The organism is Actinocorallia sp. API 0066 (genome assembly GCF_020991275.1).
Classification (GTDB): Bacteria; Actinomycetota; Actinomycetes; order Streptosporangiales; family Streptosporangiaceae; genus Actinocorallia.
Map to the genome: position 1 here is coordinate 999,155 of NZ_JAJLQY010000001.1, position 22,824 is coordinate 1,021,978.

22 protein-coding genes are annotated in these 22,824 nt (G+C 73.1%); 11 read left to right on the top strand and 11 right to left on the bottom strand.

What is annotated here, in order from left to right; all coding sequences use genetic code 11:
* Position 1 precedes the first annotated feature (1 nt).
* The 5 genes from LO762_RS04680 to LO762_RS04700 are packed head-to-tail and all read left to right on the top strand — an operon-like array spanning position 2 to position 6,627.
* Positions 2–1,123 (top strand): acyl-CoA dehydrogenase family protein, encoded by a 1,122-nt coding sequence (locus LO762_RS04680; RefSeq protein WP_230612748.1) that lies wholly within the window; start codon positions 2–4, stop codon positions 1,121–1,123.
* Positions 1,120–2,064, top strand: coding sequence for an acyl-CoA dehydrogenase family protein (locus tag LO762_RS04685; protein WP_230612750.1), 945 nt, complete (start codon positions 1,120–1,122; stop codon positions 2,062–2,064). The genes LO762_RS04680 and LO762_RS04685 overlap by 4 nt, the downstream gene beginning before the upstream one ends.
* The gene (locus tag LO762_RS04690) at positions 2,061–4,127 is read left to right on the top strand and encodes a hydantoinase/oxoprolinase family protein (RefSeq protein ID WP_230612752.1); all 2,067 of its coding nucleotides are present in this window, start codon (positions 2,061–2,063) and stop codon (positions 4,125–4,127) included. Before LO762_RS04685 ends, LO762_RS04690 begins: the two co-directional genes overlap by 4 nt.
* Entirely contained in the window at positions 4,124–5,779 is a 1,656-nt protein-coding gene (locus LO762_RS04695) for a hydantoinase B/oxoprolinase family protein (protein WP_230612754.1), read from the top strand. The genes LO762_RS04690 and LO762_RS04695 overlap by 4 nt, the downstream gene beginning before the upstream one ends.
* Positions 5,776–6,627, top strand: a complete 852-nt coding sequence (locus LO762_RS04700) for a TIGR03619 family F420-dependent LLM class oxidoreductase (RefSeq protein WP_230612756.1) — start codon at positions 5,776–5,778, stop codon at positions 6,625–6,627. Before LO762_RS04695 ends, LO762_RS04700 begins: the two co-directional genes overlap by 4 nt.
* Positions 6,628–6,636: 9 nt before the next feature.
* On the opposite strand, the gene LO762_RS04705 is transcribed toward LO762_RS04700, so the two are convergent.
* The gene (locus LO762_RS04705; protein WP_230612758.1) at positions 6,637–7,086 is read right to left on the bottom strand and encodes a hypothetical protein; all 450 of its coding nucleotides are present in this window, start codon (positions 7,084–7,086) and stop codon (positions 6,637–6,639) included.
* A 135-nt stretch (positions 7,087–7,221) separates the two neighbouring features.
* A complete protein-coding gene (locus LO762_RS04710) occupies positions 7,222–7,791 on the bottom strand; it encodes a TetR/AcrR family transcriptional regulator (RefSeq protein ID WP_230612760.1) in 570 nt (189 codons plus the stop codon).
* 92 nt (positions 7,792–7,883) lie between these two features.
* On the opposite strand from LO762_RS04710, the gene LO762_RS04715 reads away from it, so the two are divergent.
* Positions 7,884–9,287: an amidase gene (locus tag LO762_RS04715; protein WP_230612762.1), complete on the top strand. Its 1,404-nt coding sequence runs from the start codon at positions 7,884–7,886 to the stop codon at positions 9,285–9,287.
* Positions 9,288–9,350: 63 nt separating this feature from the next.
* On the opposite strand, the gene LO762_RS04720 is transcribed toward LO762_RS04715, so the two are convergent.
* The 6 genes from LO762_RS04720 to LO762_RS04745 form a co-directional block, all read right to left on the bottom strand.
* Positions 9,351–10,028, bottom strand: coding sequence for an endonuclease V (locus LO762_RS04720; protein ID WP_230612763.1), 678 nt, complete (start codon positions 10,026–10,028; stop codon positions 9,351–9,353).
* 119 nt (positions 10,029–10,147) lie between these two features.
* Entirely contained in the window at positions 10,148–10,906 is a 759-nt protein-coding gene (locus LO762_RS04725; protein ID WP_230612764.1) for a glucose 1-dehydrogenase, read from the bottom strand.
* Positions 10,906–13,050, bottom strand: a complete 2,145-nt coding sequence (locus LO762_RS04730; protein WP_230612765.1) for an acetate--CoA ligase family protein — start codon at positions 13,048–13,050, stop codon at positions 10,906–10,908. Before LO762_RS04730 ends, LO762_RS04725 begins: the two co-directional genes overlap by 1 nt.
* Entirely contained in the window at positions 13,051–14,616 is a 1,566-nt protein-coding gene (locus LO762_RS04735) for a class I adenylate-forming enzyme family protein (protein ID WP_230612766.1), read from the bottom strand.
* A gap of 32 nt (positions 14,617–14,648) precedes the next feature.
* Positions 14,649–14,987 (bottom strand): VOC family protein, encoded by a 339-nt coding sequence (locus LO762_RS04740; protein ID WP_230612767.1) that lies wholly within the window; start codon positions 14,985–14,987, stop codon positions 14,649–14,651.
* A complete protein-coding gene (locus LO762_RS04745) occupies positions 14,984–15,373 on the bottom strand; it encodes a Zn-ribbon domain-containing OB-fold protein (RefSeq protein ID WP_230612768.1) in 390 nt (129 codons plus the stop codon). The genes LO762_RS04740 and LO762_RS04745 overlap by 4 nt, the downstream gene beginning before the upstream one ends.
* A gap of 78 nt (positions 15,374–15,451) precedes the next feature.
* Between LO762_RS04745 and LO762_RS04750 the strand changes: the two genes are divergently transcribed.
* The gene (locus tag LO762_RS04750; RefSeq protein WP_230612769.1) at positions 15,452–16,072 is read left to right on the top strand and encodes an isochorismatase family protein; all 621 of its coding nucleotides are present in this window, start codon (positions 15,452–15,454) and stop codon (positions 16,070–16,072) included.
* 27 nt (positions 16,073–16,099) lie between these two features.
* Positions 16,100–16,837: an SDR family NAD(P)-dependent oxidoreductase gene (locus tag LO762_RS04755; RefSeq protein ID WP_230612771.1), complete on the top strand. Its 738-nt coding sequence runs from the start codon at positions 16,100–16,102 to the stop codon at positions 16,835–16,837.
* 59 nt (positions 16,838–16,896) lie between these two features.
* On the opposite strand, the gene LO762_RS04760 is transcribed toward LO762_RS04755, so the two are convergent.
* Positions 16,897–18,045, bottom strand: a complete 1,149-nt coding sequence (locus LO762_RS04760; RefSeq protein ID WP_230612773.1) for a serine hydrolase domain-containing protein — start codon at positions 18,043–18,045, stop codon at positions 16,897–16,899.
* A gap of 27 nt (positions 18,046–18,072) precedes the next feature.
* On the opposite strand from LO762_RS04760, the gene LO762_RS04765 reads away from it, so the two are divergent.
* On the top strand, positions 18,073–19,008 hold the full coding sequence (locus LO762_RS04765) for a cyclase family protein (protein WP_230612775.1): 936 nt from the start codon (positions 18,073–18,075) through the stop codon (positions 19,006–19,008).
* A gap of 53 nt (positions 19,009–19,061) precedes the next feature.
* On the opposite strand, the gene LO762_RS04770 is transcribed toward LO762_RS04765, so the two are convergent.
* Both LO762_RS04770 and LO762_RS04775 read right to left on the bottom strand, forming a co-directional pair.
* A complete protein-coding gene (locus tag LO762_RS04770) occupies positions 19,062–20,570 on the bottom strand; it encodes an AMP-binding protein (protein WP_230612779.1) in 1,509 nt (502 codons plus the stop codon).
* Between the two features lie 30 nt (positions 20,571–20,600).
* Positions 20,601–21,659 (bottom strand): LLM class flavin-dependent oxidoreductase, encoded by a 1,059-nt coding sequence (locus LO762_RS04775; protein ID WP_230612780.1) that lies wholly within the window; start codon positions 21,657–21,659, stop codon positions 20,601–20,603.
* Between the two features lie 110 nt (positions 21,660–21,769).
* Between LO762_RS04775 and LO762_RS04780 the strand changes: the two genes are divergently transcribed.
* Both LO762_RS04780 and LO762_RS04785 read left to right on the top strand, forming a co-directional pair.
* Entirely contained in the window at positions 21,770–22,060 is a 291-nt protein-coding gene (locus LO762_RS04780; protein ID WP_230612781.1) for a Dabb family protein, read from the top strand.
* A gap of 102 nt (positions 22,061–22,162) precedes the next feature.
* Positions 22,163–22,824: TetR/AcrR family transcriptional regulator (locus LO762_RS04785; RefSeq protein WP_230612783.1), on the top strand; the 662-nt coding region annotated here is incomplete at its 3' end.

Consider the following 22,824-nt stretch of genomic DNA (forward strand, 5'->3'; position numbering starts at 1 on the left):
CGTGGATCTCACCTTCACTCCGGCACAGGAGGCGCTGCGCGCCGAGGTCCGGGAGTGGCTGGCGGCCAACGCGCCCGCCGCGCCGCTCCCGTCGATGGACACCGCAGAGGGGTTCGCCCGGCACCGGGCGTGGGAGCGCAGGCTGGCCGAGGCCCGGCTCAGCGTGCTCTCCTGGCCCGCCGAGTACGGCGGCCGCGCGGCGGGGCTCGTCGAGTGGCTCATCTTCGAGGAGGAGTACTGGGCGGCGGGCGCGCCGGGGCGGGTGAGCCAGAACGGGATCTTCCTCCTCGCGCCCACCCTGCTGCACTACGGCACGCCCGAGCAGAAGGCCCGGTTCCTCCCGAAGATGGCGACGGCCGAGGAGGTGTGGGCGCAGGCGTGGTCGGAGCCCGAGGCGGGCAGCGACCTCGCGTCCCTGCGCGCCACCGCCACCCCCGACGGCGACGGCTGGCGCCTCAACGGCCAGAAGACATGGAGCTCCCGCGCGGTGTTCGCGGACTGGGGCTTCGGCCTTTTCCGCTCCGACCCTGAATCGCAGCGCCACCACGGCCTCACCTACTACCTGTTCCCCTTGGACGCGCCCGGCCTGACCGTAAGGCCGATCGCGCAACTCGACGGGGAGACGGGCTTCGCGGAGATCTTCTTCGACGACGTGTACGTGCCCGCCGCACAGGTGCTCGGCGGCGTCGGCGAGGGCTGGAACGTGGCGATGGCCACCACCTCGTCCGAACGCGGCCTCACCCTGCGCAGCCCCGGACGGTTCATGGCGGTCGCCGACAGGCTGCTCGCCCTGGCGCGCGCCTCGGATGACCAGACCCTCCAGGACGCCGCCATCAGGGCCTGGCTTGACGCCGACGCCTACCGCCTGCACACCTGGGCCGCCGTGGCGCGCCTGGAGGAGGGCGTGGAGCTGGGGCCCGCCTCGTCACTGATGAAGGTGTTCTGGTCGGAGCTGGACCTGCGCCTGCACGAGCTGGCTCTCGCCCTTCGTGGCCCGGACGCCGCCCTCGCCGACCGCTGGATGGACGGCTTCCTGTTCGCGCTGGCGGGCCCGATCTACGCCGGGACGAACGAGATCCAGCGGAACATCATCGCCGAACGAGTGCTGGGGCTGCCCCGATGAGATTCGCGTTCACCCGGGACCAGCGGATGCTGGCCCAGACCGTCGCCGAGACCCTCGCCAAGGCGTGCCCGCCCGCGCTGGTGCGGGCCGCCCGCACCGACCCGTCCGTGCGCCGTGGCGACGCCTGGACGGCGCTGGCGGACCTCGGCCTGCTCGGCGCGGCCGTCCCGGAGCACAGGGGCGGGCTCGGCCTCACCCCGCTCGACACGGTGCTCGCCTGGGTGGAGATCGGCCGCGCGTGCGTACCGGGACCCCTGGTCGAGACGGCTGTCGCCGCGCCCCTGCTGCTCCCCGAGGGTTCGCCGTGGCTGGAGCGGATAGCGGTAGGTGAGGCGGCGGCGTCCGTGCGGTGCGCGGAGAACCCCTACCTGCTGGACGCCGATATCGCCGATGTCCTTCTCCTCCCGGAGGAGGCCACGGCTTCGCCCGTCGAGGCGCCTTCGTCCGACGGCACCCGAAGGCTGTTCACGGTGGCGGGCGAGACGGCTCCGGGCGGGGCCGCCGCCGACCACGCCGCCGTCGCCGTCGCCGCCCAGCTGCTCGGCCTGGGCGAGCACCTGCTGGAGTCGGCCGTCGCCTACGCGGGGCAGCGCAGGCAGTTCGGCAAGGCGATCGGGTCGTTCCAGGCGATCAAGCACCTCCTCGCCGACACCGCCGTCAAGCTGACGTTCGCGACACCCGTCGTACACCGCGCCGCGTACTCGCTGACGTACCCCGGGGGTCATACCGCGCGCGACGTCTCGGCCGCCAAGGTCGCGGCCGCCGAGGCGGCCCACCACGCGGCGCGCACCGCCCTGCAGGTGCACGGGGCGATCGGCTACACCGACGAACTCGACCTGCACCTGTGGCTCAGCCGGGTGTTCGCGCTCGTGCCCGCGTGGGGCGATCCCGGCCTGCACCGGGCGCGGCTGCGCGCGGTCCTGCTGGACGCGCCCCGGTGAGCGGGGTCAGCGTCGCCACCGACGTCGGCGGCACGTTCACCGACGTGGTCCTCGCGGCCGCCGACGGTACCGTCCACGTGGTCAAGACGCTGACGACGCCGCAGGATCCCGCTGAGGGCCTCCTGCGGGGCGTCCGGGAGGCGCTGGACCTCGCCGGGGTCGCGCCCGGCGCGGTCACCCGTTTTGTGCACGCGACGACGCTCGCCACGAACGTGATCCTGGAGCGGCGCGGCGTGCCCGTCGCGTTCGTCACCACCGAGGGGTTCCGGGCGATGCTGGCGCTCGGCCGCCAGGCGCGGGTCGAGGAGGAGCGCTTCGACCTGGGGTTCGTCCAGCCGGAGCCGCCCGTCCCGCTGACGCACACGTTCTCCGTCGCGGGCCGGATCGACGCGTCGGGCGCGGAGGTGCTCCCGCTGGACGAGGAGGGCGCCGCCGACGTCGCGGAGCGGATCGCCGCCCTGGGCGTCGCCGCTGTCGCGGTGTGCCTCCTGCACTCCTACGCGCGACCCGACCACGAGCGGCGTCTGGGGGAGATCCTCCGCGCCCGCCTGGGCGGCGTACCGGTTGTGCTGTCCTGCGACGTCTGGCCGGAGATGGGCGAGTACGAGCGGGCGACCACCACGCTGATGTCGGCTTACGTCGGCCCGGTGATGGACTCCTACCTGCGCCGTCTGACGGGCCTCCTGCGCGACGTCGGGGTGACCGCGCCCGTCCAGGTCATGGAGTCGGCGGGCGGGGTGCTGCCCGCGGAGCTGGCCGCGGCCCGCGCCGTCCACACGATCGAGTCGGGGCCCGCGGCGGGCGTCATCGCCGCCGCCGACGCGGGCGCCGCGCGCGGCCTCGCCGACCTCATCTCCTTCGACATGGGCGGCACCACCGCCAAGGCGGGCCTGGTGCGGGGCGGTAGGCCGGGCATCACCCACGAGTTCCAGGTGGGCGGCAAGGGCAGCTTCGGCGGGCGCAGGCCGGGCACCGGCGTGCCCATCAAGATCCCGGCGATCGACCTGGCCGAGGTCGGCTCCGGTGGCGGCTCCATCGCCGCGGTGTCCGGCGGGACGCTCACCGTGGGGCCCCGCTCGGCGGGCGCCGACCCCGGCCCTGCCTGCTACGGGCGCGGCGGCACGGAGCCGACGGTCACCGACGCCAACCTCGTGCTCGGCTACCTCGACCCTGAGGAGTTCGCCTTCCCGCTGTCCAGGGAGCGCGCGGAAGCGGCGCTGCGCAAGGTGGCCGATCCGCTCGGCGTCGACGTGGCGACGGCGGCCGCCGCCGTCCACAACATCGCCAACGCCCAGATGGGCGCCGCCGTGCACGTGGTCACGGTACGGCGCGGCATCGACCCGCGCGGGTACACCCTTGTCGCGCTCGGCGGCGCGGCCCCCACGCACGCCGCGCGCCTCGCCGAGCGGTTCGGGATCACCCGCGTGCTGGTGCCGCCGAACTCCGGTGTCGGCTCGGCCGCCGGACTCCTGCGCGCCGACCTCTCCGTCGAACGCGCGCGGACGTACCTGCGCGGCACCTCCACGATGACGGAAGCCGATCTCGCCGCTCTCGACGCGCTGTTCACCGAGCTGGAGGAGGCCGCCAGGACGGACCTGTCGGCACCCGTAGGCGGCGAGGCAGTCCGCTCGGTCGGCGTGCGGTTCGTAGGGCAGGCACACGCCTTCACCGTGGACCTCCCGTCCGGCCCCCTCACCCCGGCCGCCATCGGGCAGGTGACCGAGGACTTCTACAAGCGGTACGAGGAGTCCTACGGCATCCCGCTGCGCGACCCGGCCGAACTCACCACGGCGCGCGTCCGGGTGACCCTGCCCGCACCGCGCCCCCCTACGGCCGCAGTGAGGACGGTCGAGGCGGAGGAACGAGAGCGGACCGTCCACCTTGACGGGACTGCCCTTTCCGTCCCCGTCCGGCCGCGCGCCTCCTGCCCGCTCGGCGTGCCGCTGGCCGGGCCGCGCATCCTCACCGACCCCGAGTGCTCGGTCCTCGTGCCGCCGGGCTGGCGCGCCACCGCGACCCCCGAGGGCTCGACCCTCCTGGAACACCGCAGCGAGGACGCGTGAGCGACGACCTGACAGCCGAGATCCTCAGGAACGCCCTGTGCACCGCTGCCGAGGAGGCGAGCATCGTGGTGGTGCGCTCGGCCTACTCGACCTTCATCGTGGAGGGCGCGGACGCGGCGGCCGCCGTCCTGGACGCGCGCGGAAGGCTGGTCGCGCACTCCACGTCCACCGCGATCATCCAGTGCGCGTCGCTGCGCAGCGCCCTGCCCTATCTGCTGCGCCGCTTCCCGGCCGCCACGATGGCGCCCGGTGACGTGTTCCTCATGAACGACGTCTACCAGGGCGGCATCCACGCCAACGACCTCCTGGTGTTCCGGCCGGTGTTCAGCGGCGGCGAGGCGGCGTACTTCACCGGGACGCTCATCCACGTCGCGGACCTGTCGGGCCTGTCAGCCGGGGGCATGGCCTCCGACGCCACCGACGTGTTCCTGGAGGGCGTGCAGCTGCCTCCGGTGCGGATCGCCACCCGCGACGGGCTCGTGGACGACGTGGTGGCGATCCTGGCCGCCAACTCGCGCACCCCCGACAAGCTCGTCGGCGACCTGCGCGCGCTCATCGCGGGCGCCAACGTCGCGGCGCGCCGGATCGAGGAACTGATAGACGAGCGGTTCGCACACGGCGTCGAGGAGTACCTCGCCGACACCGAGCGCCGGATGCGCGACTCCTTGCGCGAGATCCCTGACGGCTCCTACACCGGCGCGTACACGCTGGACGACGGCCTCACGGTCCGCGTCACGGTGACGCTGGCGGACGGGGCCGCCACGATCGACTTCACCGGCACGGACGCGCAGGTGCCGCTCCCGGTGAACTCCGGCTTCTCCCAGACGCTCGGCGGCGTCATGTACGCGATCCGCTGCTACGTGGACCCCTCGCTGCCGCTGAACGAGGGCTGCTTCGCCGCGCTCGACGTCGTCCTGCCCGAGGGCAGCCTCGTGCACTGCACGCGGCCGTTCCCGGGCGGCGGCCGGTTCGGCACCGTCGCCGCGGCCGAGGAGGCGGTCTTCGCGGCCCTCACGCGGGCGCTGCCGGGCCGCGGCGTCGCCGCCTCGGGAATCCTCCAGGGGTTCAGCCTGAGCGGCGTGGCGCGGCCCTGGCTGCACATGGCGTTCGACCTGGGCGGGATGGGCGCCGGCGCGCACCGCGACGGCCCCGACGCGACGGGCGCGCTGTTCGGCGGCGGCCGCAACATCATCCCGCAGGCAGAGCCGGTCGAGGCGCGGCTGCCGGTGCGGATCGAGGCGGTCGAGCTCATCCCCGACTCCGGCGGCGCCGGCACCCGGCGCGGCGGCCTCGGCACCCGCACGGTGATCCGCCTTCTGGAGGACGCCCGTGTGGACACCCGAGGCGACCGCCTGCACCGGCCGCCTCCGGGCGCGGAAGGCGGCCTGCCCGGACGCGCCGGAGGCTACTTCCGCGAGGGCCCTGACGGCACCCGCACCCCGCTCGACACCAAGGCGACCCGCCAGCCTCTGACGGCAGGTGACGCGTTCGTCCTGGAGACGTCGGGCGGCGGCGGGTACGGGCCGCCTCCGGGCCGGGCGGAGGCCGACCGCGCGCGGGACCTCGCGGACGGGCGCGTGACGCACTCCCCGGATGACACGGACGACCCGGACGACCCGGACGACCCGGATGACACGGAAGGCGGCGTATGAAGTACGGCATCCCCCTCGGCCTCGTCCATCCGGCCCTGTGGCACGACCTCGCGGTGGAGGCGGACCGGCTCGGCTTCGAGTCCGTGTGGATACCCGAACACCTCGTGTTCACCACCGATCTGTCCACCGCCAACTATCCGGGCACCTCCGATCCCGGTATCAACCCGCGCACCCCTCTGTTCGACGCCCTCGCCTACCTGTCCCATCTGGCCGCGGTGACGCGTCACGTGCGGCTCGGCACGGCCGTCTACCTGTACGGGCTCAGGCATCCGCTCATCAGCGCGCGCGCTTTCGCGACGCTGGACCAGCTCTCGGACGGCAGGGCGATAGCGGGTGTCGGGAGCGGCTGGTACCGGGGCGAGTGGGACGCGGCGGGCGTGGACTTCCGCACCCGGGGCGCGCGCCTGGACGAGGCCCTTGAGGTGTCCCGCCGCCTGTGGACGGAGCCTGTCGTCGCGCATGAGGGCCGTCACTTCACGATCCCCGAGGTGGCGTTCGAGCCCAAGCCCGTCCAGGCGTCGATCCCGGTGCTCGTCGGCGGCGAGTCCGACGCCGCGTTGCGCCGGGCCGCCCGTAACGACGGCTGGATCAGCATGCCGCAGACGCCGGAGGCCATCGCGCCCAGGCTCGACCTCCTGCACGCGCTGCGCGCCAAGGAGGCACAAGCCGACCGGCCCTTCGACGTGACCGTGCACGCCTACTCTTTGCGCGGCCCGGAGGAGATCCCCCTGTGGGAGTCATTGGGCGCGACCCGGCTTATCGTCCGGCCCTGGAGCCGCTCGCGTGAGGCCGTCTCGTCCCTGGCCGCTTTCGCCGCCGCTTACGGCGTCACCCCTCCGGCGTCCTGAGGCCGCCGGCTAGTCCTCCAGCCAGTTCACCGACCGCCAGGCGCTGGTGAGGCCGCGACCCGTCCACGGCCTGAGCCGCTCCTCGACGGCGCCCTTCGGCGTCCAGGGCGCGTGCCAGACGGCGCGCAGGCCGCCGAAGTCGCGCGCCGCGACCACCGCCCGGCTGCTCGGGCAGACGGGCTGCTCCACCCGGTCCAGGCACAGTTCGACGTCCGGCGGCCCGCCCGGCCTGCGGTCCGCCGAGAAGATCAGCGTGGTGCTCAGCGAGCCGTTGACCGAATAGGCGACGAGGAACCTATCCGCGGGCAGTTCGACCGGCACGAGCAGCGGGAAGGACGTGCGCGCCTGGGCCGCCTCAAGGGTGTCGGCGGCCCTCGGCGCCTCCTCCGCGAGCCCGATCCGGTCCAGGGCCATCCACCCGACCGGTACGAGTGCCGCCGCCGCGGTGAACAGCGCCACTGAGGGCGCCGCGGGCCTCCGACGCGACCTGAGTACTCCCAAGGCCCGCCCCTCCCGCGATCAGCCCAAACGCCCGCATCGTAGGACACCACAGGCCGTCCGGGCAAAGTGCGGCGCGGGTCGGGTGCGGCCGGGTCAGGCGCGGGTGGTGGCGAGGATGCCGGTGAGGAGGGTGGTGAGGGCCTCGGTGGTGCCGGTGGCGGCGCTGTCGCCGGTGGACAGGCGGCGGATGGCCAGGCCGTAGAGGAGGTTGACGATGACAGGGGCGTGGGTGGAGGGGTCGGGGACGCCGAGGGCTTCGAGGATGGCGGTGGCGAGGGCGTCGTAGGCGGCGACGGACCGGGTGGCCACGTCCTGGAGCGCCGGGTCGCGCGCGGCCTGGAGGTGGAGTTCGAGGGTGGCGACCTGCTCACGCGTCCCGGCGAGGGCGACGATCGCGGGCTGCACCTCGGCGGCGGCCTGGTGCGGGGTGAGCCTGGCGTCGGCGAAGGTGAGGGCGAGCGCGGCGATGCGGTCGATCTCGGTGTCGACGAACCGGGTCAGCGCGTCGCGCAGCAGCTCGGTCTGCGACGGGAAGTGGTAGGTGAGGGTGCCGAGCGAGACGCCCGCCTCGGTCGCGACCCTGCGGTTGGTGACGGCGGCGACGCCCTGGTCGGCCACCAGTCGCAGCGTCGCGGCGAGGATTCTTTCGCGCGCGTCGTTCATGGCGGCCCATCCTCTCAGAGTGCGCGTTGGGCCTTCCGGTGAAGCCCGCCCCCAGTCTATCGTTCGTTCGAACGAACGATGAGGAGGAGAATATGGGGAGCACCGGACTCGCGTACGGGGGCCTCGCCGCGCAGGCGGAACTCGTGGCGGCGGGGGAGGTCAGCGCCAAGGAACTCGTCGAGGAGTCCCTGAGGCGCGTGGCGGAGCTCGACGGGCGCGTCGGGGCGTTCCGGGTCGTGCGCGCCGAACGGGCCCGCGAGGAGGCCGCTGAGGCCGACCGGCGGCGTGCCGCGGGCGAGCGGCTGCCGCTGCTCGGCGTGCCCGTCGCCATCAAGGACGACACCGACATCGAGGGCGAGACCACCCCGTTCGCCATCAGAGCCGACCACCGGCCCGCCACCCGCGACGCCGAGCAGGTGCGCAGGCTGCGCGCGGCGGGCGCGGTCATCATCGGCAAGACCCGCACGTGCGAGGTCGGCCTGTGGCCGTTCAGCGAGTCGCCCGGCTACGGCGCGGCCCGCAACCCGTGGAAGCTCGGGTACACGCCGGGCGGCTCGTCCGGCGGCTCGTCGGCGGCCGTCGCGGCGGGCATGGTCGCGGCGGCGGTCGGCTCGGACGGCGCGGGCTCGATCCGCATCCCGGCCGCCTGGACGAACCTCGTCGGCATCAAGCCGCAGCGCGGCAGGGTGTCGGGCTTCCCGCACACCGACCCGTTCTACGGCCTCACCGTCTGGGGCCCGCTCGCCCGCACCGTCGAGGACGCGGCGCTGCTGCTGGACGTGCTCACCGGCAGCCACCCGAACGACGCCTACCAGCTCGACCCGCCGCGCACGCCCTTCGCCGACGCCGCGCGCCGCGCGCCCGAGAGGCTGCGCATCGCCGTCTCCTTCAAGACGGCCTGGGGCGTGCCCGGAGGGATCGACCCTGAGATCCGCGCCTCCATCGAGCGGCTCGCGCGGGTGCTGACCGATCTCGGCCACAAGGTGTTCCCCTACGACCCGGACTACGGGCCCGTCGCGCTCGGCCTCGTGCCGCGCGGCACCGCCGGCGCCGCCGACTGGCTCGACTCGATGACGGACCCGAAGCCCGAGGCCCGTACCGAGACCGAGGCACGGATCGGCCGCCTCGTCGGGCGCAGGCTGCTGCCGCTGGCCCGCCGCCTCGACCCGTACCTCCGGCACCGCGTAGGCCGCATCTTCGCTGCCGCCGACCTGGTGCTCACCCCCACGACGGCCCAGCTTCCGTCACGCGTCGGCGCGTTCGACGGCGCCGGCTACCAGCGCACCCAGTCGGGCGTCGCGGCCCTGTGCCCCCTGGCCTGGCCCTGGAACGTGCTGGGCTGGCCCGCCATCAGCGTCCCGGCGGGCTTCTCCTCCGCCGGCCTGCCCATCGGCGCCCAGTTCCTCGCCCACGACAGCGACGAACGCACCCTCATCACGCTCGCCGCCCAACTCCAGGCCGCCGAGAACTGGCACCACCACACCCCCGCCCTCTAGCCGCCTCCCGCTCCCCGGCCCCACTGCGCCGGGGAGCGCCCCATCTTCGGTGGACGTAAGCGGTCAGGCGGTTCTCAGGGTGGTGCGGGAGAGGCGGTCGGCTTGGCGGGTGGTCTCGGGGAGGCGGTGGGCGCGGGTGAGGGCGAGCGTGAGGCGGACGGCGGTGTCGAGGTCCACGAGGTGGCCGGGGGAGACGTGGACGGGGCGGACCGCGCGTTGGGTGCGGAGGGCGCGGCCCACCTCCTCGCCGTCCAGGCGGAGCGGTGTGGACGAGCCGCGGGGTTCGGCCGGGGGAGCGGAGGGCAGGAGCGGGGTCTTGGCGACGCCGAAGGACGGCAGGCCGGTGAGCAGCCCCAGGTGGCAGGCCAGGCCGAAGCGCCGTGGGTGGGCCAAACCGTGGCCGTCGCAGACGAGGACGTCCGGGGTCGTCTCCAGCGCGCGCAGGGCGGACAGCAGAGCGGGGGCCTCCCGGAAGGCGAAGAGGCCGGGCACGTAGGGGAACGACGGCCGCTCCACCGCCACCGCCTCGTCCACGACCTCCAGACCCGGGAACGTCAGGACGACGACGGCAGCCGCCACAAGGCCGTCCGTCCCATCGTCCGCGTAAGCGACGTCGAGCCCAGCGACCGTCCGGGGCTCGGCCTCCAGGGGCACCAGCCGCAGCAGGGGTCGCAGCCGCTCCTGGAGCGCCTCGGCCTCCTCGGGCGTGTCGGGCCACGGATGCGTCTCGGCGATCTCCATGCGCCGACCCTAATGACCCCCGTGACGACCGCAGTAGCCCGCGCACGTGCCTGCGGGCCCCTTCCATACGACGGCCCGCGCGGTGGCCGACGCCGCGCGGGCCGAAGACAGGGGGACGGCTAGTAGCCCGCGCCGGTGATCATGCCGCCGTCCACGACGATCTCCGCGCCCGTCACGTACGAGGCGTCGTCCGAGACGAGATAGGCGATGAGTCCGGAGACCTCGCGGGTCTTGCCGAGGCGGCCGAGCGGAAGGTTGGCCATGAAGGTGTCGGCCTTGGGGGCTGCCTGCGCGACGACGTCGGGGTCGAGCGACATCGCGGTGAAGATCCCACCGGGATGCACCGAGTTGACCCGGATGCCGTACTTGCCCAGTTCGCGCGCCGCCGTCTTGGTGAGCCCACGCACGCCGAACTTGGACGCGCTGTAAGCCGAGTACCCGGCTGCCGACACGAACCCCTCGGTCGAGCTGATGTTGACGATCGCCCCGCCCGCCTCGCGCATCGCGGGGATGACCGCCTTGATGCCGAGCCACTGCCCGACGAGGTTGATCTCCAGCACCCGCTGGAACTCGGCGAGCTCCATGTCCTCGATGGCCTTGACCTTGATGACGCCCGCGTTGTTCACCAGCGCGTGCAGCCCCCCGAAGGTCTTCACGGCGAGCGAGACGGCCGCGTCCCAGTCCTCGGGCCTGGTGACGTCCATCCGGGTGAAGACGGCGTGCTCGCCCACCTCGTCGGCGAGCGCGGCGCCCTCCTCCTCCAGCACGTCGCCGAAGACGATCTTCGCGCCCTCGGTGGCGAGCCGCCGGACATGGGACTTGCCCATGCCGCGCGCTCCGCCCGTGATCAGGACGACCTTCCCGTCGAGCTGGCCCATCAGCGGTCTCCGTTCGTTCGCGTGGTGGCGGACGGCGCGAGTGCCGTCCTGGCGGCGGCGATGGCGGCGGCTGCGGCCTCCATGCTCCGGTAGAGGGGGACGCCGCCTACGCGCGCGGCGGCCCGCACGGCGTCCTCGACCCCCGCGGGCGCGCACTCGCCGTTGCGCAGCACCAGCGTGATCCTGGTGTGCGGGAGGGAGCCCTGGAGCTCCGCGACGGCGCGGGTGTAGGCGAGCAGGGGTTCGGCGCTGTCGCCGAAGGTGAAGAAGCTCTGCGCGTTGACGTGGGTGAGCACGTCCGGGTACGACGCGTGCGCGAGGATCGTGGTGACGGCGCGTGCCACGAGGGACGGGTCGGCGCGCGGCCCTACGGGGATCTCCAGCGGGTTGGCGAGCGACGTGCCCGCGCCGAGCCCGAGCGCCCGTAGGTCGTCGCGTGCCTCTCCGGGGAACCCGCCGAGCCGCACGCCGGCGGTGTCGAAGGTGTCGGCGGCGAGCACGCTGGCGCCGCCGGACGGCCCGATGACGAGCAGCCGGTCGCCCTCCCCGACCCGGCGGTGGCCGTGCTGGTCGAAGAAGTCGAGGACGCCGACGAGGTCGTCCTGGCCGCTGACGAGGGCGAGTCCGGTCTGGCGGGCGAGCGCGTGCCACACCCTGCCGTCGCCGATCATGCCGCCGGTGTGCGAGGCGGCGGCGGTGCGTCCCTGCGCGCTGCGTCCTCCGACGAGCGCCACGACGGGTTTGGGGCAGGCCGTGAGCGCGTCGCGTAGGGCGGTGCCGTCGCGGGGGTCCTCAAGGTAGAGGCCGATGGCGGATGTCTCCGGGTCGGTTCCCAGGTAGGCGAGGAGGTCGGCGGGCGTGACGTCGAGGCTGTTGCCGACGGTCGCGACCTTCGCGTAGGCGAGCCCGCGCCTCTCGCCGACCTTGACGACCTCCCCCGCGAGCCCGCCGGACTGCGAGACGACCGAGACGCGTCCGGGCGGCCCCTGCGCGCCGCCCAGGAACGTCTGGCCGCCCGCCGGGGAGTACACGCCCATGCAGTTGGGCCCGAGGAGCCGGGTGCCGGGAGGGAGCGCGGCCAGCAGCGCCGCTTCGGCGGCGGTGTCGCCGGTCTCGCCGAACCCTCCGCTCATCACCTGGACGAACGGGATACCGGCCGCCTGGGCGAGGACGTCAGGGCACTGCGCGGCGGGCACCGCCACGAGCGCGTAGTCCACGTCGGCTTCCGCGAGCGATCTCACACACGGGACGCCGTCGATAGCGGAGGCCGTCGGGTGCACCGCGTAGACGGGCCCGGAGAAAGCCTTCCGGTAGAAGCCGAGGAACATGTTCCCGAAGTTCGGCTTCCGGGTGGAGGCGCCGACCACCGCGACGGCACGCGGCGCGAAGAGTGCGTTGAATGTCACCTTTTGGTGAGGGTCCAAAGCGAGAGTCTCGCGCGTCCCTCTCTCCGAGGGGACGGCCGCGGCGCGGTGGCTCGTCCCCTCTTCGTCTTCCCGGCGTCCGGGCACGAGCCGGGCGTCCACCGCGACGGCCCCCGAGGGCGAGCAGATCACCGGGTTCAGCTCGAACTCCGCGAACCCGGCGAACGCGGGCGAGGCGAGCGCGTCGGCGACGGCGAGCACCGTCTTGACCAGCGCGTCCACGTCGACGCCCGGACGGCCCCGGTATCCGGTGAGCAGCGCCTTGCCGCGCAGCTCGTCCAGCATGTCCCTGACGTCCCGCTCGGTGACGGGCAACAGCCGCAGCGCCGCGTCGTCCATCACCTCGGTGAGCACCCCGCCGAGCCCGACGAGCAGCACCGGGCCGAAAGCGGGGTCGCGCACCGCCCCGATGATGACTTCGACGCCCGCCTCCGCCTGCTCCTCGATGAGGAACCCTTCGGCGGGCACCCCGCGCTCCAGCATCACGGCCACGGCCTCCGCCGCCGCGACGGCGTCCGCGTGCCCGAGCGACACGGCGCCCGCGTCGCTCTTGTGCAGCAGCGCCGCCCCGTACGCCTTGACGACGAGCGGCCCGGCCAGCTCCGCGCCCCGCACCGCCGCGGCGGCGTCGCCGCGCACGGGCACGGTGACGCCGCGCGGCACGCGCACGCCGAAGCCGGAGACGAGCGCCTTGACCTCGTGTTCGGGAAGGTGCGCCATCTAGCCGAGCACCTCGGCGTGGGCGTCGCGGATGCCCCGGCGCAGCAGCTTGCCGGGCCCGCCCGACCCGTCGGTCGTGTGCGGCAGCTCGGCGGCGACGACGACCGCGTCCGGCACCTGGTGCGCGGGCAGCGTCCCGGCGAGCTCAGCGAGCACCTGGGGGCCGTCCAGGGCGACTCCGGCGCGCGGCACGACGGCCAGGAGGATCCGCTGCTCGACCGCCTCGTTCTCGGGGTGCGCGGGCACGCCGACGGCCCCGGCCTCGGCGACGCCGGGCACCTCGACCGCCTTCTCCTCGATCTGCGCGGGCTGCGACCACTGGCCGCCCTTGAGGATCGCGTCGTCGCGCCGTCCGAGCACCGAGAGGGTGCCGTCGGGGGTGATGATCCCGAGGTCGCCGCCGATGAACCAGCCGTCCTTGAGCGACTCGGCGGTCTTCTCAGGCAGGCCGTCGTAGCCCGCCATGACGTTCGGGCCGGTCAGGTTGATCTCGCCCACCTCGTCGGTGAGACGTTCGCCGTCCGGGCCGGTCACCTTGACGGCGCAGCCCTTGCGGGCGCGTCCGGAGGCGGTGATGGGCTGCGAGCCGTCGTCCTGCCTGCCGAAGACGGTGTAGGGCGCTTCGGTCTGGCCGTAGTAGGAGTAGATGGCGGCGTCGGGGAAGCGCGCCTTGATGCGGTCGCGCAGGGCGGGCAGCAGAGGCTCCCCGCCCAGGATGATGGCCCGCAGTGACGACAGGTCGGCGCTCTCGTGGTCGTCGGACGAAAGCAGGGCGGAGAAGAACGACGGGATGAGTGACACGTGCGTGACGCGTTCCCGTGGCACGACCTTCGTGAACGTCGCAGGGCTCCAGTCCTGTTCGAGGACGAGTTTCTGGCCCGCGTAGAAGGCGGGCCCGACGAGGGCGGGGAAGCCGATGCCCCAGATGATGGCGCCGGTGCCCGTCACGGAGTCCTCGGCCGTCGCGACGTCGGTCCAGATCTGCGCGATGGACAGCGCGGAGAAGTGGGTGTGCACGACGGGCTTGGGCAGGCCCGTGGTCCCGCTCGTGTAGAAGAGCGCGAGGGGGTCCGACCCGTGGCCGCCGTAGGGCGGTTCGGCTTCGGAGGCGTCGGAGGCGAGCGCGTCCAGGTCCACGGCGTCCTCGCCCGCGCCGCCCACCTTGATCCACAGCTTGACGTGCGGGAGGTCGGCGCGCGCCTGCGCGACGAGCCCTTCGACCGTCGCGTCGTAGACGAAGGCCGTCGCCTGTGACGCCTCGACGACCTTGCGCAGCGTCTCCACGGGCCAGTAGGGGTTCAGCGCGGAGACGACCGACCCGATCTTCATCTGGGCGAGGTACACCTCGGCGACGTGGAGTGTCTCGTTCATGAGCGACGCCACCCGCGTCCCGGGGGCGACGCCCGCGGCGAGCAGCGCGTGCGCGACCCGGTTGACGTTGCGGTTCAGCTCCTCGTAGGTGAAGGAGCGTGTGCCGCAGTAGGTGAGCGCGACCTTGTCGGGGGTGCGCAGGGCGTTCGCCGTGAGGATCGCGTAGGCGTAGTTGGAGAACGGGGAGTGCGTCACAGCGGTCTCCTTTCCGGGGCTCGGGTGGGGGGTCAGAGGGCGGCGTAGACGACGAACGGGTTCCCGGCCGGGTCGCGCAGCAGCGCGCGCACCTCGTGCGGCCCCTGCTCGGGCCCGCGCAGCACCACCGCCCCGGCGGCGCTGAGCCGCGCCACGGCGGCCGGAACGTCCTCGACCTTGAAGGAGGCCGCGACGGCGCCCGCGAGGTCCTCCTCGGCGCCCACGAGCGCCAGCGTGGTGCCGCCGCCGTCGAGCGCGGCGAACCTGTCGCCGTCGGCGAACCTCACCGCGAGGCCGAGCGCGTCGCGGTAGAAGGCGACGGCCTCCGCCAGGTCCTTGGCGGGGTACATGACGTTGCCGATGCGGGTCACGCGGGTCTCCAGGAGGGAAGGGGGCCGAAGCCCGGCAGGTCGTCGAAGCGGACCCGGACGCGCATCCCGATCGCCGGGTCGGGCGCGTGCAGGGTGCCGAAGGCGCGGGCGCCCTCGTCGAGGTCGATCCACGCGACGGTGTAGGGCGGGGTGAAGCCCGGCAGGAAGGTCCGGTGCACGGTGGTGTGGGTGTGCACGCGCCCGAGTCCGGAGACGGTCTGGTAGGCCAGGTTGGTCCCGCCACAGAAAGGGCACGAAGCCTCTGGGAAGTGGACGAACCGGGCGCAGGGGCCGCAGTGCTGCAACGCGAGTTCGCCCCGCCTGCAGGCCGCCCAGTAGGGCTCTGTCAGCGGGCTCGGCGCGGGGGCGGGGCGTGCGGGGTCCATCGCGGCCCAACCTAGCGCACGCTTGGTAGTCGGACAAGGGGCTACCCAAGCAAGCGCTAGGGCGCGTACATTGCCCCCATGCCCCTGGAACTCGCGGCGCTCGCCGCGCCCGGCCACACCGCGGTCCTGGTCATGGAGATGCAGCGCGGCGTGGTCGGCGACCTCGCCCGCTTCCCCGACCTGCGCGCCATCTGCGCCGACCGAGGCGTGGTGCCCGCCGCCGCGCGGGTGCTCGCCGCCGCGCGCGCCGCGGGCGTCCCCGTCGTCCAGTGCACCGCCGCCTTCCGCGCCGACCGCGCGGGCAGCCACACCGGGAACACGCCCTTCCTGCGCGGCCTCCTGCGCGATCCGGGACACATGCTGGAGGGCACGCCCGTCACCGAGGTGCTTCCGGAGCTGCGCTCACCCGACGACCTGGAGAACCGCCGCTTCCACGGCTTCACCCCGTTCACCGGGACGACCCTGGACCAGGTGCTCCGCTCGCTCGGCGTCACGACCGTCGTAGGGCTCGGCGTCTCCCTGAACCTCGCGATCCCCGGCCTGTGCTCGGAGGCCGTCGCCCTCGGCTACCGCGTGGTGGTCCCGACCGACGCCGTGGCGGGCATCCCCGCCGAGTACGGCGACGCCGTCCTGGCCCACTCCGTCGCGCTGCTCGCGACCCGCACGACCGCCGACGACCTCGTCAAAGCCTGGGCCTGACCGCCCACGACCCCCCGGAGCGCTCCGATGCAAGGACTCGACCTGAGCGGCAGGACGGCGCTGGTGACCGGCGGCGCGGGCGGCATCGGCCGCGCGATCTGCGCCGACCTGGCCGCGCTGGGCGCCCGCGTCCTCGTCGCCGACCTGGACGAGAAGGCGGCCGCCGAGTTCGCCACCGAACTGCCCGACGCGGCGGCCCTGGGCGTCGACCTGGCCGACCCCGCCTCGATCGACGCGCTCGCCGCCGCCTCCGGCGACGTGGACGTGCTCGTCCACAACGCGGGTGTCTCGATCGTCGAACCGTTCACCGAGAGCGACCCCGCCCACTGGGACCTCATGTGGAAGGTCAACCTGCGCGCCCCGATGCAGCTCACCCAGGCGCTCCTGCCCGGCATGGTGGCGCGCGGATGGGGCCGTCTTGTGTTCGTCTCCAGTGACGGGGCACGCGCGGGCTCGGGAGGCGAGGGCGCGTACGCGGCGACGAAAGCGGGTCTGTTCGGGCTGGCCAAGACGCTCGCCAGGGAGGCGGCCCGTGGCCAGGTGACGAGCAACGTCGTCTGCCCTGGCCCGACGGACACGCCGATGGTCCGCCAGGTCGCCCAGGCCCATCCGGGGCTGCTCGACAAGCTCGCCAAGGGCATCCCGCTGCGCCGTATCGGTAGGCCGGAGGACGTAGCGGGCCTTATCGCCTACCTCTGCACCGACCGGGCCGGATATATCACCGGCCAGACCCTGTCCGTCAGCGGCGGCATCACCATGCAGTGAACGGCACGACGACGCCCCGTAAGGCGACGCCCTCCGGAGCGGCCCGGAGGGCGCCGCGTTCAGGCGAGGGCGGCGTAGGCGGCCTTGACGAGGTCGAAGGAACGCAGGTCGCCCCCCAGGCCGTCGCCCATGAGGTTCGGGATGAAGGCGACCGACAGCTTCGCCTCCGGGTCGCCGAGGCCGATGGATCCGCCCGCGCCGGAGTGGCCGAACGCGCTTCCACGGCCCGCCTTCGGGACGCGGAAGTTGACCGACGGGCGCATGTAGCCGAGGCCGAAGGCGGTGTCCACCAGGAGCACCCTGTCCGGCCCGGCCACGCGGACGCGGAGCGCGTCGGCGAGCGTGTCGGGCCGCAGGATCTCCCCACGCACCAGCCTGTCGTAGAAGGCCGCGAGGTCCCGCGCGGTCGCGACCATGCCCGCGCCCGGCCAGCCGCCCGCGAGCACGACGGGCTTGTTGTAGGACGTCAGCGGGTTGTTCAGCGCCCGGTTGAGCAGCGATTTCGGGTCGGTGTAGGCGGTGGCGAGCCGGTGCAGCAGGTCGCCCGCGCCGCCGGGGTCGGCGCCGCCCGCCGGTACCGGCCGGGCGCCGAGCCGCGCCGCCCTGGCGATGACCTCGGGCGGCGAGCCGATCCACAGATCGGGCGCGAACTCGCTGCGCACGAACTCCCCGACGGTCGTCCCTGCGTGCCGTCGGACGATCTCGCCCACGAGCCAGCCGTAGGTGAGCGCGTGGTAGCCGTGGCCGTCTCCGGGCGTCCATTCGGGCGTCTGGGAGGCCAGGAGGGCGGCCATCGCAGCGGGGTCGGCGGCCTCCTCGGCGGTGACGGTGCGGGCGAAGGCGGGCAGGCCGCTCTGATGGCTGAGCAGGTGCTCGCCTATGACGCCCTCCTTGCCCTGCCCGCCGAACTCCGGCCACCAGTCCGCGACGGGCGCGGTGAGGTCCACGAGGCCGCGTTCGGCCAGCAGCAGGGCGGCCGTCGCGGTGACGGCCTTGGTGCAGGAGAACGCCACGCACGGGGTGTCCTCCTCCCAGGGGCGCCCTGCTCGCGCGTCGGCGAGCCCGCCCCACAGGTCGACGACCTGCCTTCCGTCCACCCGGACGGCGACCGCCGCACCCACCTGCTTACCCGCCGCGAACTGGGCCTCGAAGACCTCACGCACGCCCCGGAAGGCCGGGTCGCAGTGCCCCTGGACGACGACGCTCATCTCTCCTCCTCGAAAGGTCGACACATCATGACACCGGCGCAACCCCCACAGTCCCCCCAGGGAGCCCATAACTGGGGACGCTGGGGCGAAGGGGATGAAAAGGGCGCGCTCAACCTGCTGACCCCCGAGGCGGTACTGGCCGCCGTGGGCGCCGTCACCGAAGGCAGGGTGCTGCCCCTCGCCCTCCCGATCAAGGGCTCCACCTCCGGCCCCGCGCCCACGACCGTCCCGCACCTGCGCGGCCGCCCCCTGCCGCAGCACTTCATGTCGGTGGACGGCGCCGACTACGCGGCGGGCACCCGCCCGGTCGGCGCGGGCCTGCGGATGGCCGACGACGCCCTCATCGTCACCCCGCACGGCACCACCACCCACATGGACGCCCTGTGCCACATGTGGGCGGGCGACAGCCTCTACAACGGCCATCCGGCCGATCGGGTGCGCTCGTACGGCGCGACCCGCTGCGGCATCGACAAGGCCGGGCCCGTGGTGGCGCGGGCGTCCTTCTTCGACGTCCCGGCGGTGCGGGGCGTGCGCCGTCTGGACGCCGCGGACCGCGTCTCCGTCGCCGACCTCGAGGCGTGCGGCGCGGACGTGCGGCCCGGCGACGTCGCGGTGGTCCGGACCGGATGGCCGCTGGCATGGGCGGACTCGCCCGAGGAGTACTGGTCCGGGCAGCCCGGACTGTCGGCCGAGGCGGGCCGCTGGCTCGCCGAACGGGACGTCTGCCTCGTCGCCTCCGACAACTCGGCTATCAGCGGACTGAACGCCCGCCAAGGCGCGGACGAGTCTCTGGATGACGATCTGCACCTGCTGTTCCTGTGGAGGCACGGCATCCACCTCGCCGAGATGCTCTGGCTCGAGGAGCTGTCGGCCGCCGGACGGGTCCACTTCCTGTTCGTGGCGGCGCCCCTGAACGTCCAGGGAGGCACGGCCAGCCCGATCACCCCGGTGGCCGTCCTGTGAGAGCACCCGCCCGCCCCCGCGCGGAGGGGGCGGGCGGGACACCTGCGCGCGGGTCACCCGCCCGGGTAGCCGCCGCCCCCGTACGTCGCGTCCAGCGCGTCGTAGTCCGGCGTGTACCCCTTCTTGGGGATCTCGGCGGCGAAGACGACGTGCTTGGGCTTCTTGTAGGAGGCGATCTCCCCGCGCACGTGCGCCACGACCTCCTCCTCGCCCACGGAAGAGTCCGGCTTCAGGACGACGACGGCCTTCACCGCCTGGCCGAAGTCCGGGTCCGGCACGCCGATGACCGCCGCGTCCGCGATCGAAGGGTGCGTCTTCAGGGCCCGCTCGACCTCGGCCGGGTAGATGTTCTCGTTCGCGGACTTGACCATCCGCAGCTTCGGCCCGATGAACGTCAGTGTGCCGTCCGGCTCACGGCGGCCCAGGTCGCCGGTGTGGTGCCAGCCGCCGCGGAACTTCGCCGCGTTCAGCTCGGGCCGGTTGTGGTAGCCGCTGAACACCGTCCAGCCGCGCGCGCAGATCTCGCCGACCTCACCGGGCGGCACCTCGGCTCCGGCGGCGTCCAGGAGCCGTACGGCGGCCAGCGTGCCGGTGCGCCCGGCCGGGCCCGCCCCGCCGGGCGCCAGGCCGAGGAAGGTGAGCATGCCGCCGACCTCGGTCTGCCCGTAACCGCCCATCTTCGACGCGCACCAGGGCGAGTCGTCCACGGTGATCATGGCGTCCCACGCGGGGGAGTGTGCGACGAACCGGAGCGACGACAGGTTGTACTCGCCCTCCGCGTTCGCCGCGACAAGGCCGTCGATCATGGGCCCGAACAGGAACGCCTGCGTGCAGGACTCGGCCTCGATGAGGCGGCACACTTCGTGCGGCTCGTAGGCGGGCGTGAAGACGTTCTTGCCGCCGAGCAGGAACGTCGCGAGGACGAACATCGTGGTGCCGACGTGGAACAGCGGCCCGCAGGCGAGGAACGTGAACCCGTCGCGCATCTCCCGGACGTGCAGGAGGGTCTGCGCGTGCGCGATGAGGGCGCGGTGCGAGAGCAGGGCGGCATGAGGACGTCCGTCGAAGGCTGCCGTGTACAGGGCGAGGACGGGTGACTCCGCGTCCACGACGACAGAGGGCTCGACATCCGGATGGGCCGCGAGGAACTCCTCGTACTCGACGCCGGAGCGCACCCACGCGGCCTTCACCGAGGACGCCTCACACGCCTCCGCGACGGCGTCGGACTCCTCCCAGACCACGACCTTCGGCTCCAGGTCGGCGAGGACGAAGCCCAGCTCGTCGGCGCTCTGCCGCCAGTTCGCCGGGCACAGCACCGCGCCGAGCCGGCCGCACGCGAGCAGCAGTTCGAGGACGCGGAACGAGTTCTGGCCGAGCCACAGCACCCGCTCGCCGCACGCCACGCCGGAGGCGGCCAGCGCGCCCGCGAGCCGGTTCACCCGGGCGTCCAGGTCGGGGTAGCCGAGCCTGACGGCGCCGTCCACGGCGGCGTCCTGGCGCGGCCTGCCGCGCCGGTGCTCGCCCAGGACGTCACCGAGGGTCGGCGTGGGGATCAGGGACATGGGGCGCCTCCTCGCGCGCTGGGGGACGGGCTAGCGGAACGCGGGCATGACCTCGGCGGCGAAGAACCTCAGGGTCTTGCGCATGTCCTCGATCGGGACCTGGCGGGTCGAGCCGAAGTCGCACATGAGGTTGCTGTAGCCCATCTCCTGGACCATCTGGATCTGCGAGATCACCCTTTCGGGGTCTCCGATGACCTCCAGTTGCTCCCACCTGAAGTCGTTGCCTACGTTGCCGCCCTTCAAGTACTTGTCCTGCCAGTACTCGAAGCCCTTGGCGACCTCACCCGTCTTGGAGTCGATGGGCGCGCTCTGCTGGTTGAAGATCCGGCTGCGGTCGAAGGACGCCTCGAACCTCGCCTGGTCGGCGCGTGCCTGCTCGATCGTCGGCGCGACGTACACCGCGCGGGACGCGACGAGCTCGACGCCCGAGGTATCGACGTGGTGCGCGGCAGCCGTCGTGTGCCACGTCTCGGCGGCCTTGGCGATCTTCCGGAAGGGCGCCGCCGGGTCGGCGAGGATCGGCAGCCCACGGGCCGCGTAGATCTCGACGGTGTCGGGGCTGACCGCGGCGACATGGATAGGCGGGTGCGGGGCCTGGATCGGCTTCGGCTGGAGCGTGACGGGGTTGCCGGAGCCGTAGTACTTGCCCTGGAAGTGCACGTCCTCGCCCGTCCACAGCTCGACGATCATGGACAGCGCCTCGTCGAACCGGTCGCGGGCCTCGCTGAGCGACAGGCCGAACGACTCGAACTCGACGCTCTGGTAGCCGCGTCCTACGCCGAGCTCCAGTCGTCCATTGGAGAGCAGGTCGACCATCGCGGCCTCCTCGGCCACGTGGATGGGGTTGTGCAGCGGCAACACGACGATGCCGGTGCCCAGGCGCAGCTTCTCGGTGCGCGCCGCGAGGTGGGCGAGCAGCGTGAAGATGTTGTTGACCTGGCCGTAGTCACGGAAGTGGTGCTCGGCGACCCAGACGCCGTCGAAGCCCAGCTCCTCCAGTAGTTCGACCACCTCGATCTGGTAGTCGTACACCTCCTTCGCGCTCTGCCCGGGGAAGCGGTGGAAGAGGTGGAAGGTCGAGAACTTCATGGGCCGTGACGCTCCTTACCGTGGCCGGCACGCCGAATATCAAACCAAGCGCTCGCTTGGTAGCGTAGCAGCCGGACGCGCTCCCGGCGAGGTGCCTTAGGCTTGGCCGCATGATCAGGCACGTCGTCATGTTCACCTGGAAGCCCGAGACGACCGAGGCCCAGCGCGCCGCCGTCCCGGCCGGGCTCGCCGCGCTCCCCGGACAGATCCCGCAGATCCGGCGGTACGAGTACGGACCAGGACGCAACCCCGGCAACAAGGACTTTGTGCTCGTCGCGGACTTCGACGACGATGAGAGCTTCGTCACCTACCGCGACCACCCCGCCCACCAGGCGTTCGTCGCCGAGTACATCGCGCCGATCGCGGCGGACCTGGCCAGGGTGCAGTACGAGGTCGGCTGAAACCGCCCCGCGCGCCTCCTTAACAAGCGCTTGCTCTGGATTTAACATGATGACCATACGTGTTCCCGAACAAGCACTTGGCCAGGACGGCATAATGAAGGGGTGACTACCACGACGAGCAGCGGACACGCCAAGGGCGCCGCCAAGCCCGCCGAGGCGCAGGGCGGCCGCCGTCGCGCCCGGGGCGGCCAGGCGCTGGCCTCCGAGCGCCGTGAGCACCTGGTGCGCCTGGCGGGCGAGCTGTTCGCCAAGAAGGGCTTCCAGGCCACCACGGTCCGGGACATCGCCAAGGAGGCCGGCATCCTGTCCGGCAGCCTCTACCACCACTTCGACTCCAAGGAGTCGATCGTCGACGAGGTGCTGTCCTCCTTCTTCGACGAGCTGATGGCCGCGAACCGTGCCGTCGTCGAGCGTGGCGGTCCGCCGCGCGAGACGATCGCCGAGCTGGTCCGCATCGCGTTCGGCACCCTGGAGCCGCACCGCGCCGCCATCACGGTGATGCAGAACGACTGGAACTACCTCAAGGGCCAGGAGCGCTTCGCCTACCTCACCAAGGCCGAGGACGAGGTCGAGAAGATGTGGGTCACCGCGATCCGCGAAGGCCAGGAGACCGGCCTCTTCCGCGACGACATCGACCCCAAGCTCACCTACCGCATGATCCGCGACACCATCTGGGTCGCCATCCGCTGGTTCCAGCCCGGCGGCCGCCTCAACGCCAAGGGCCTCGCCGAGCACTACCTGAAGGTCCTCTTCGACGGCATAGT

Excerpts from the sequence above, each read along its gene's own strand:
- LO762_RS04725 (WP_230612764.1), bottom strand. The coding sequence starts at position 10,906 with ATGGGCCAGCTCGACGGGAAGGTCGTCCTGATCACGGGCGGAGCGCGC.
- LO762_RS04730 (WP_230612765.1), bottom strand. The coding sequence starts at position 13,050 with ATGGCGCACCTTCCCGAACACGAGGTCAAGGCGCTCGTCTCCGGCTTC.
- LO762_RS04715 (WP_230612762.1), top strand. The coding sequence starts at position 7,884 with ATGGGGAGCACCGGACTCGCGTACGGGGGCCTCGCCGCGCAGGCGGAA.
- LO762_RS04685 (WP_230612750.1), top strand. The coding sequence starts at position 1,120 with ATGAGATTCGCGTTCACCCGGGACCAGCGGATGCTGGCCCAGACCGTC.
- LO762_RS04720 (WP_230612763.1), bottom strand. The coding sequence starts at position 10,028 with ATGGAGATCGCCGAGACGCATCCGTGGCCCGACACGCCCGAGGAGGCC.
- LO762_RS04710 (WP_230612760.1), bottom strand. The coding sequence starts at position 7,791 with ATGAACGACGCGCGCGAAAGAATCCTCGCCGCGACGCTGCGACTGGTG.
- LO762_RS04765 (WP_230612775.1), top strand. The coding sequence starts at position 18,073 with ATGACACCGGCGCAACCCCCACAGTCCCCCCAGGGAGCCCATAACTGG.
- LO762_RS04780 (WP_230612781.1), top strand. The coding sequence starts at position 21,770 with ATGATCAGGCACGTCGTCATGTTCACCTGGAAGCCCGAGACGACCGAG.
- LO762_RS04755 (WP_230612771.1), top strand. The coding sequence starts at position 16,100 with ATGCAAGGACTCGACCTGAGCGGCAGGACGGCGCTGGTGACCGGCGGC.
- LO762_RS04745 (WP_230612768.1), bottom strand. The coding sequence starts at position 15,373 with ATGGACCCCGCACGCCCCGCCCCCGCGCCGAGCCCGCTGACAGAGCCC.
- LO762_RS04750 (WP_230612769.1), top strand. The coding sequence starts at position 15,452 with ATGCCCCTGGAACTCGCGGCGCTCGCCGCGCCCGGCCACACCGCGGTC.
- LO762_RS04770 (WP_230612779.1), bottom strand. The coding sequence starts at position 20,570 with ATGTCCCTGATCCCCACGCCGACCCTCGGTGACGTCCTGGGCGAGCAC.
- LO762_RS04760 (WP_230612773.1), bottom strand. The coding sequence starts at position 18,045 with ATGAGCGTCGTCGTCCAGGGGCACTGCGACCCGGCCTTCCGGGGCGTG.
- LO762_RS04775 (WP_230612780.1), bottom strand. The coding sequence starts at position 21,659 with ATGAAGTTCTCGACCTTCCACCTCTTCCACCGCTTCCCCGGGCAGAGC.
- LO762_RS04700 (WP_230612756.1), top strand. The coding sequence starts at position 5,776 with ATGAAGTACGGCATCCCCCTCGGCCTCGTCCATCCGGCCCTGTGGCAC.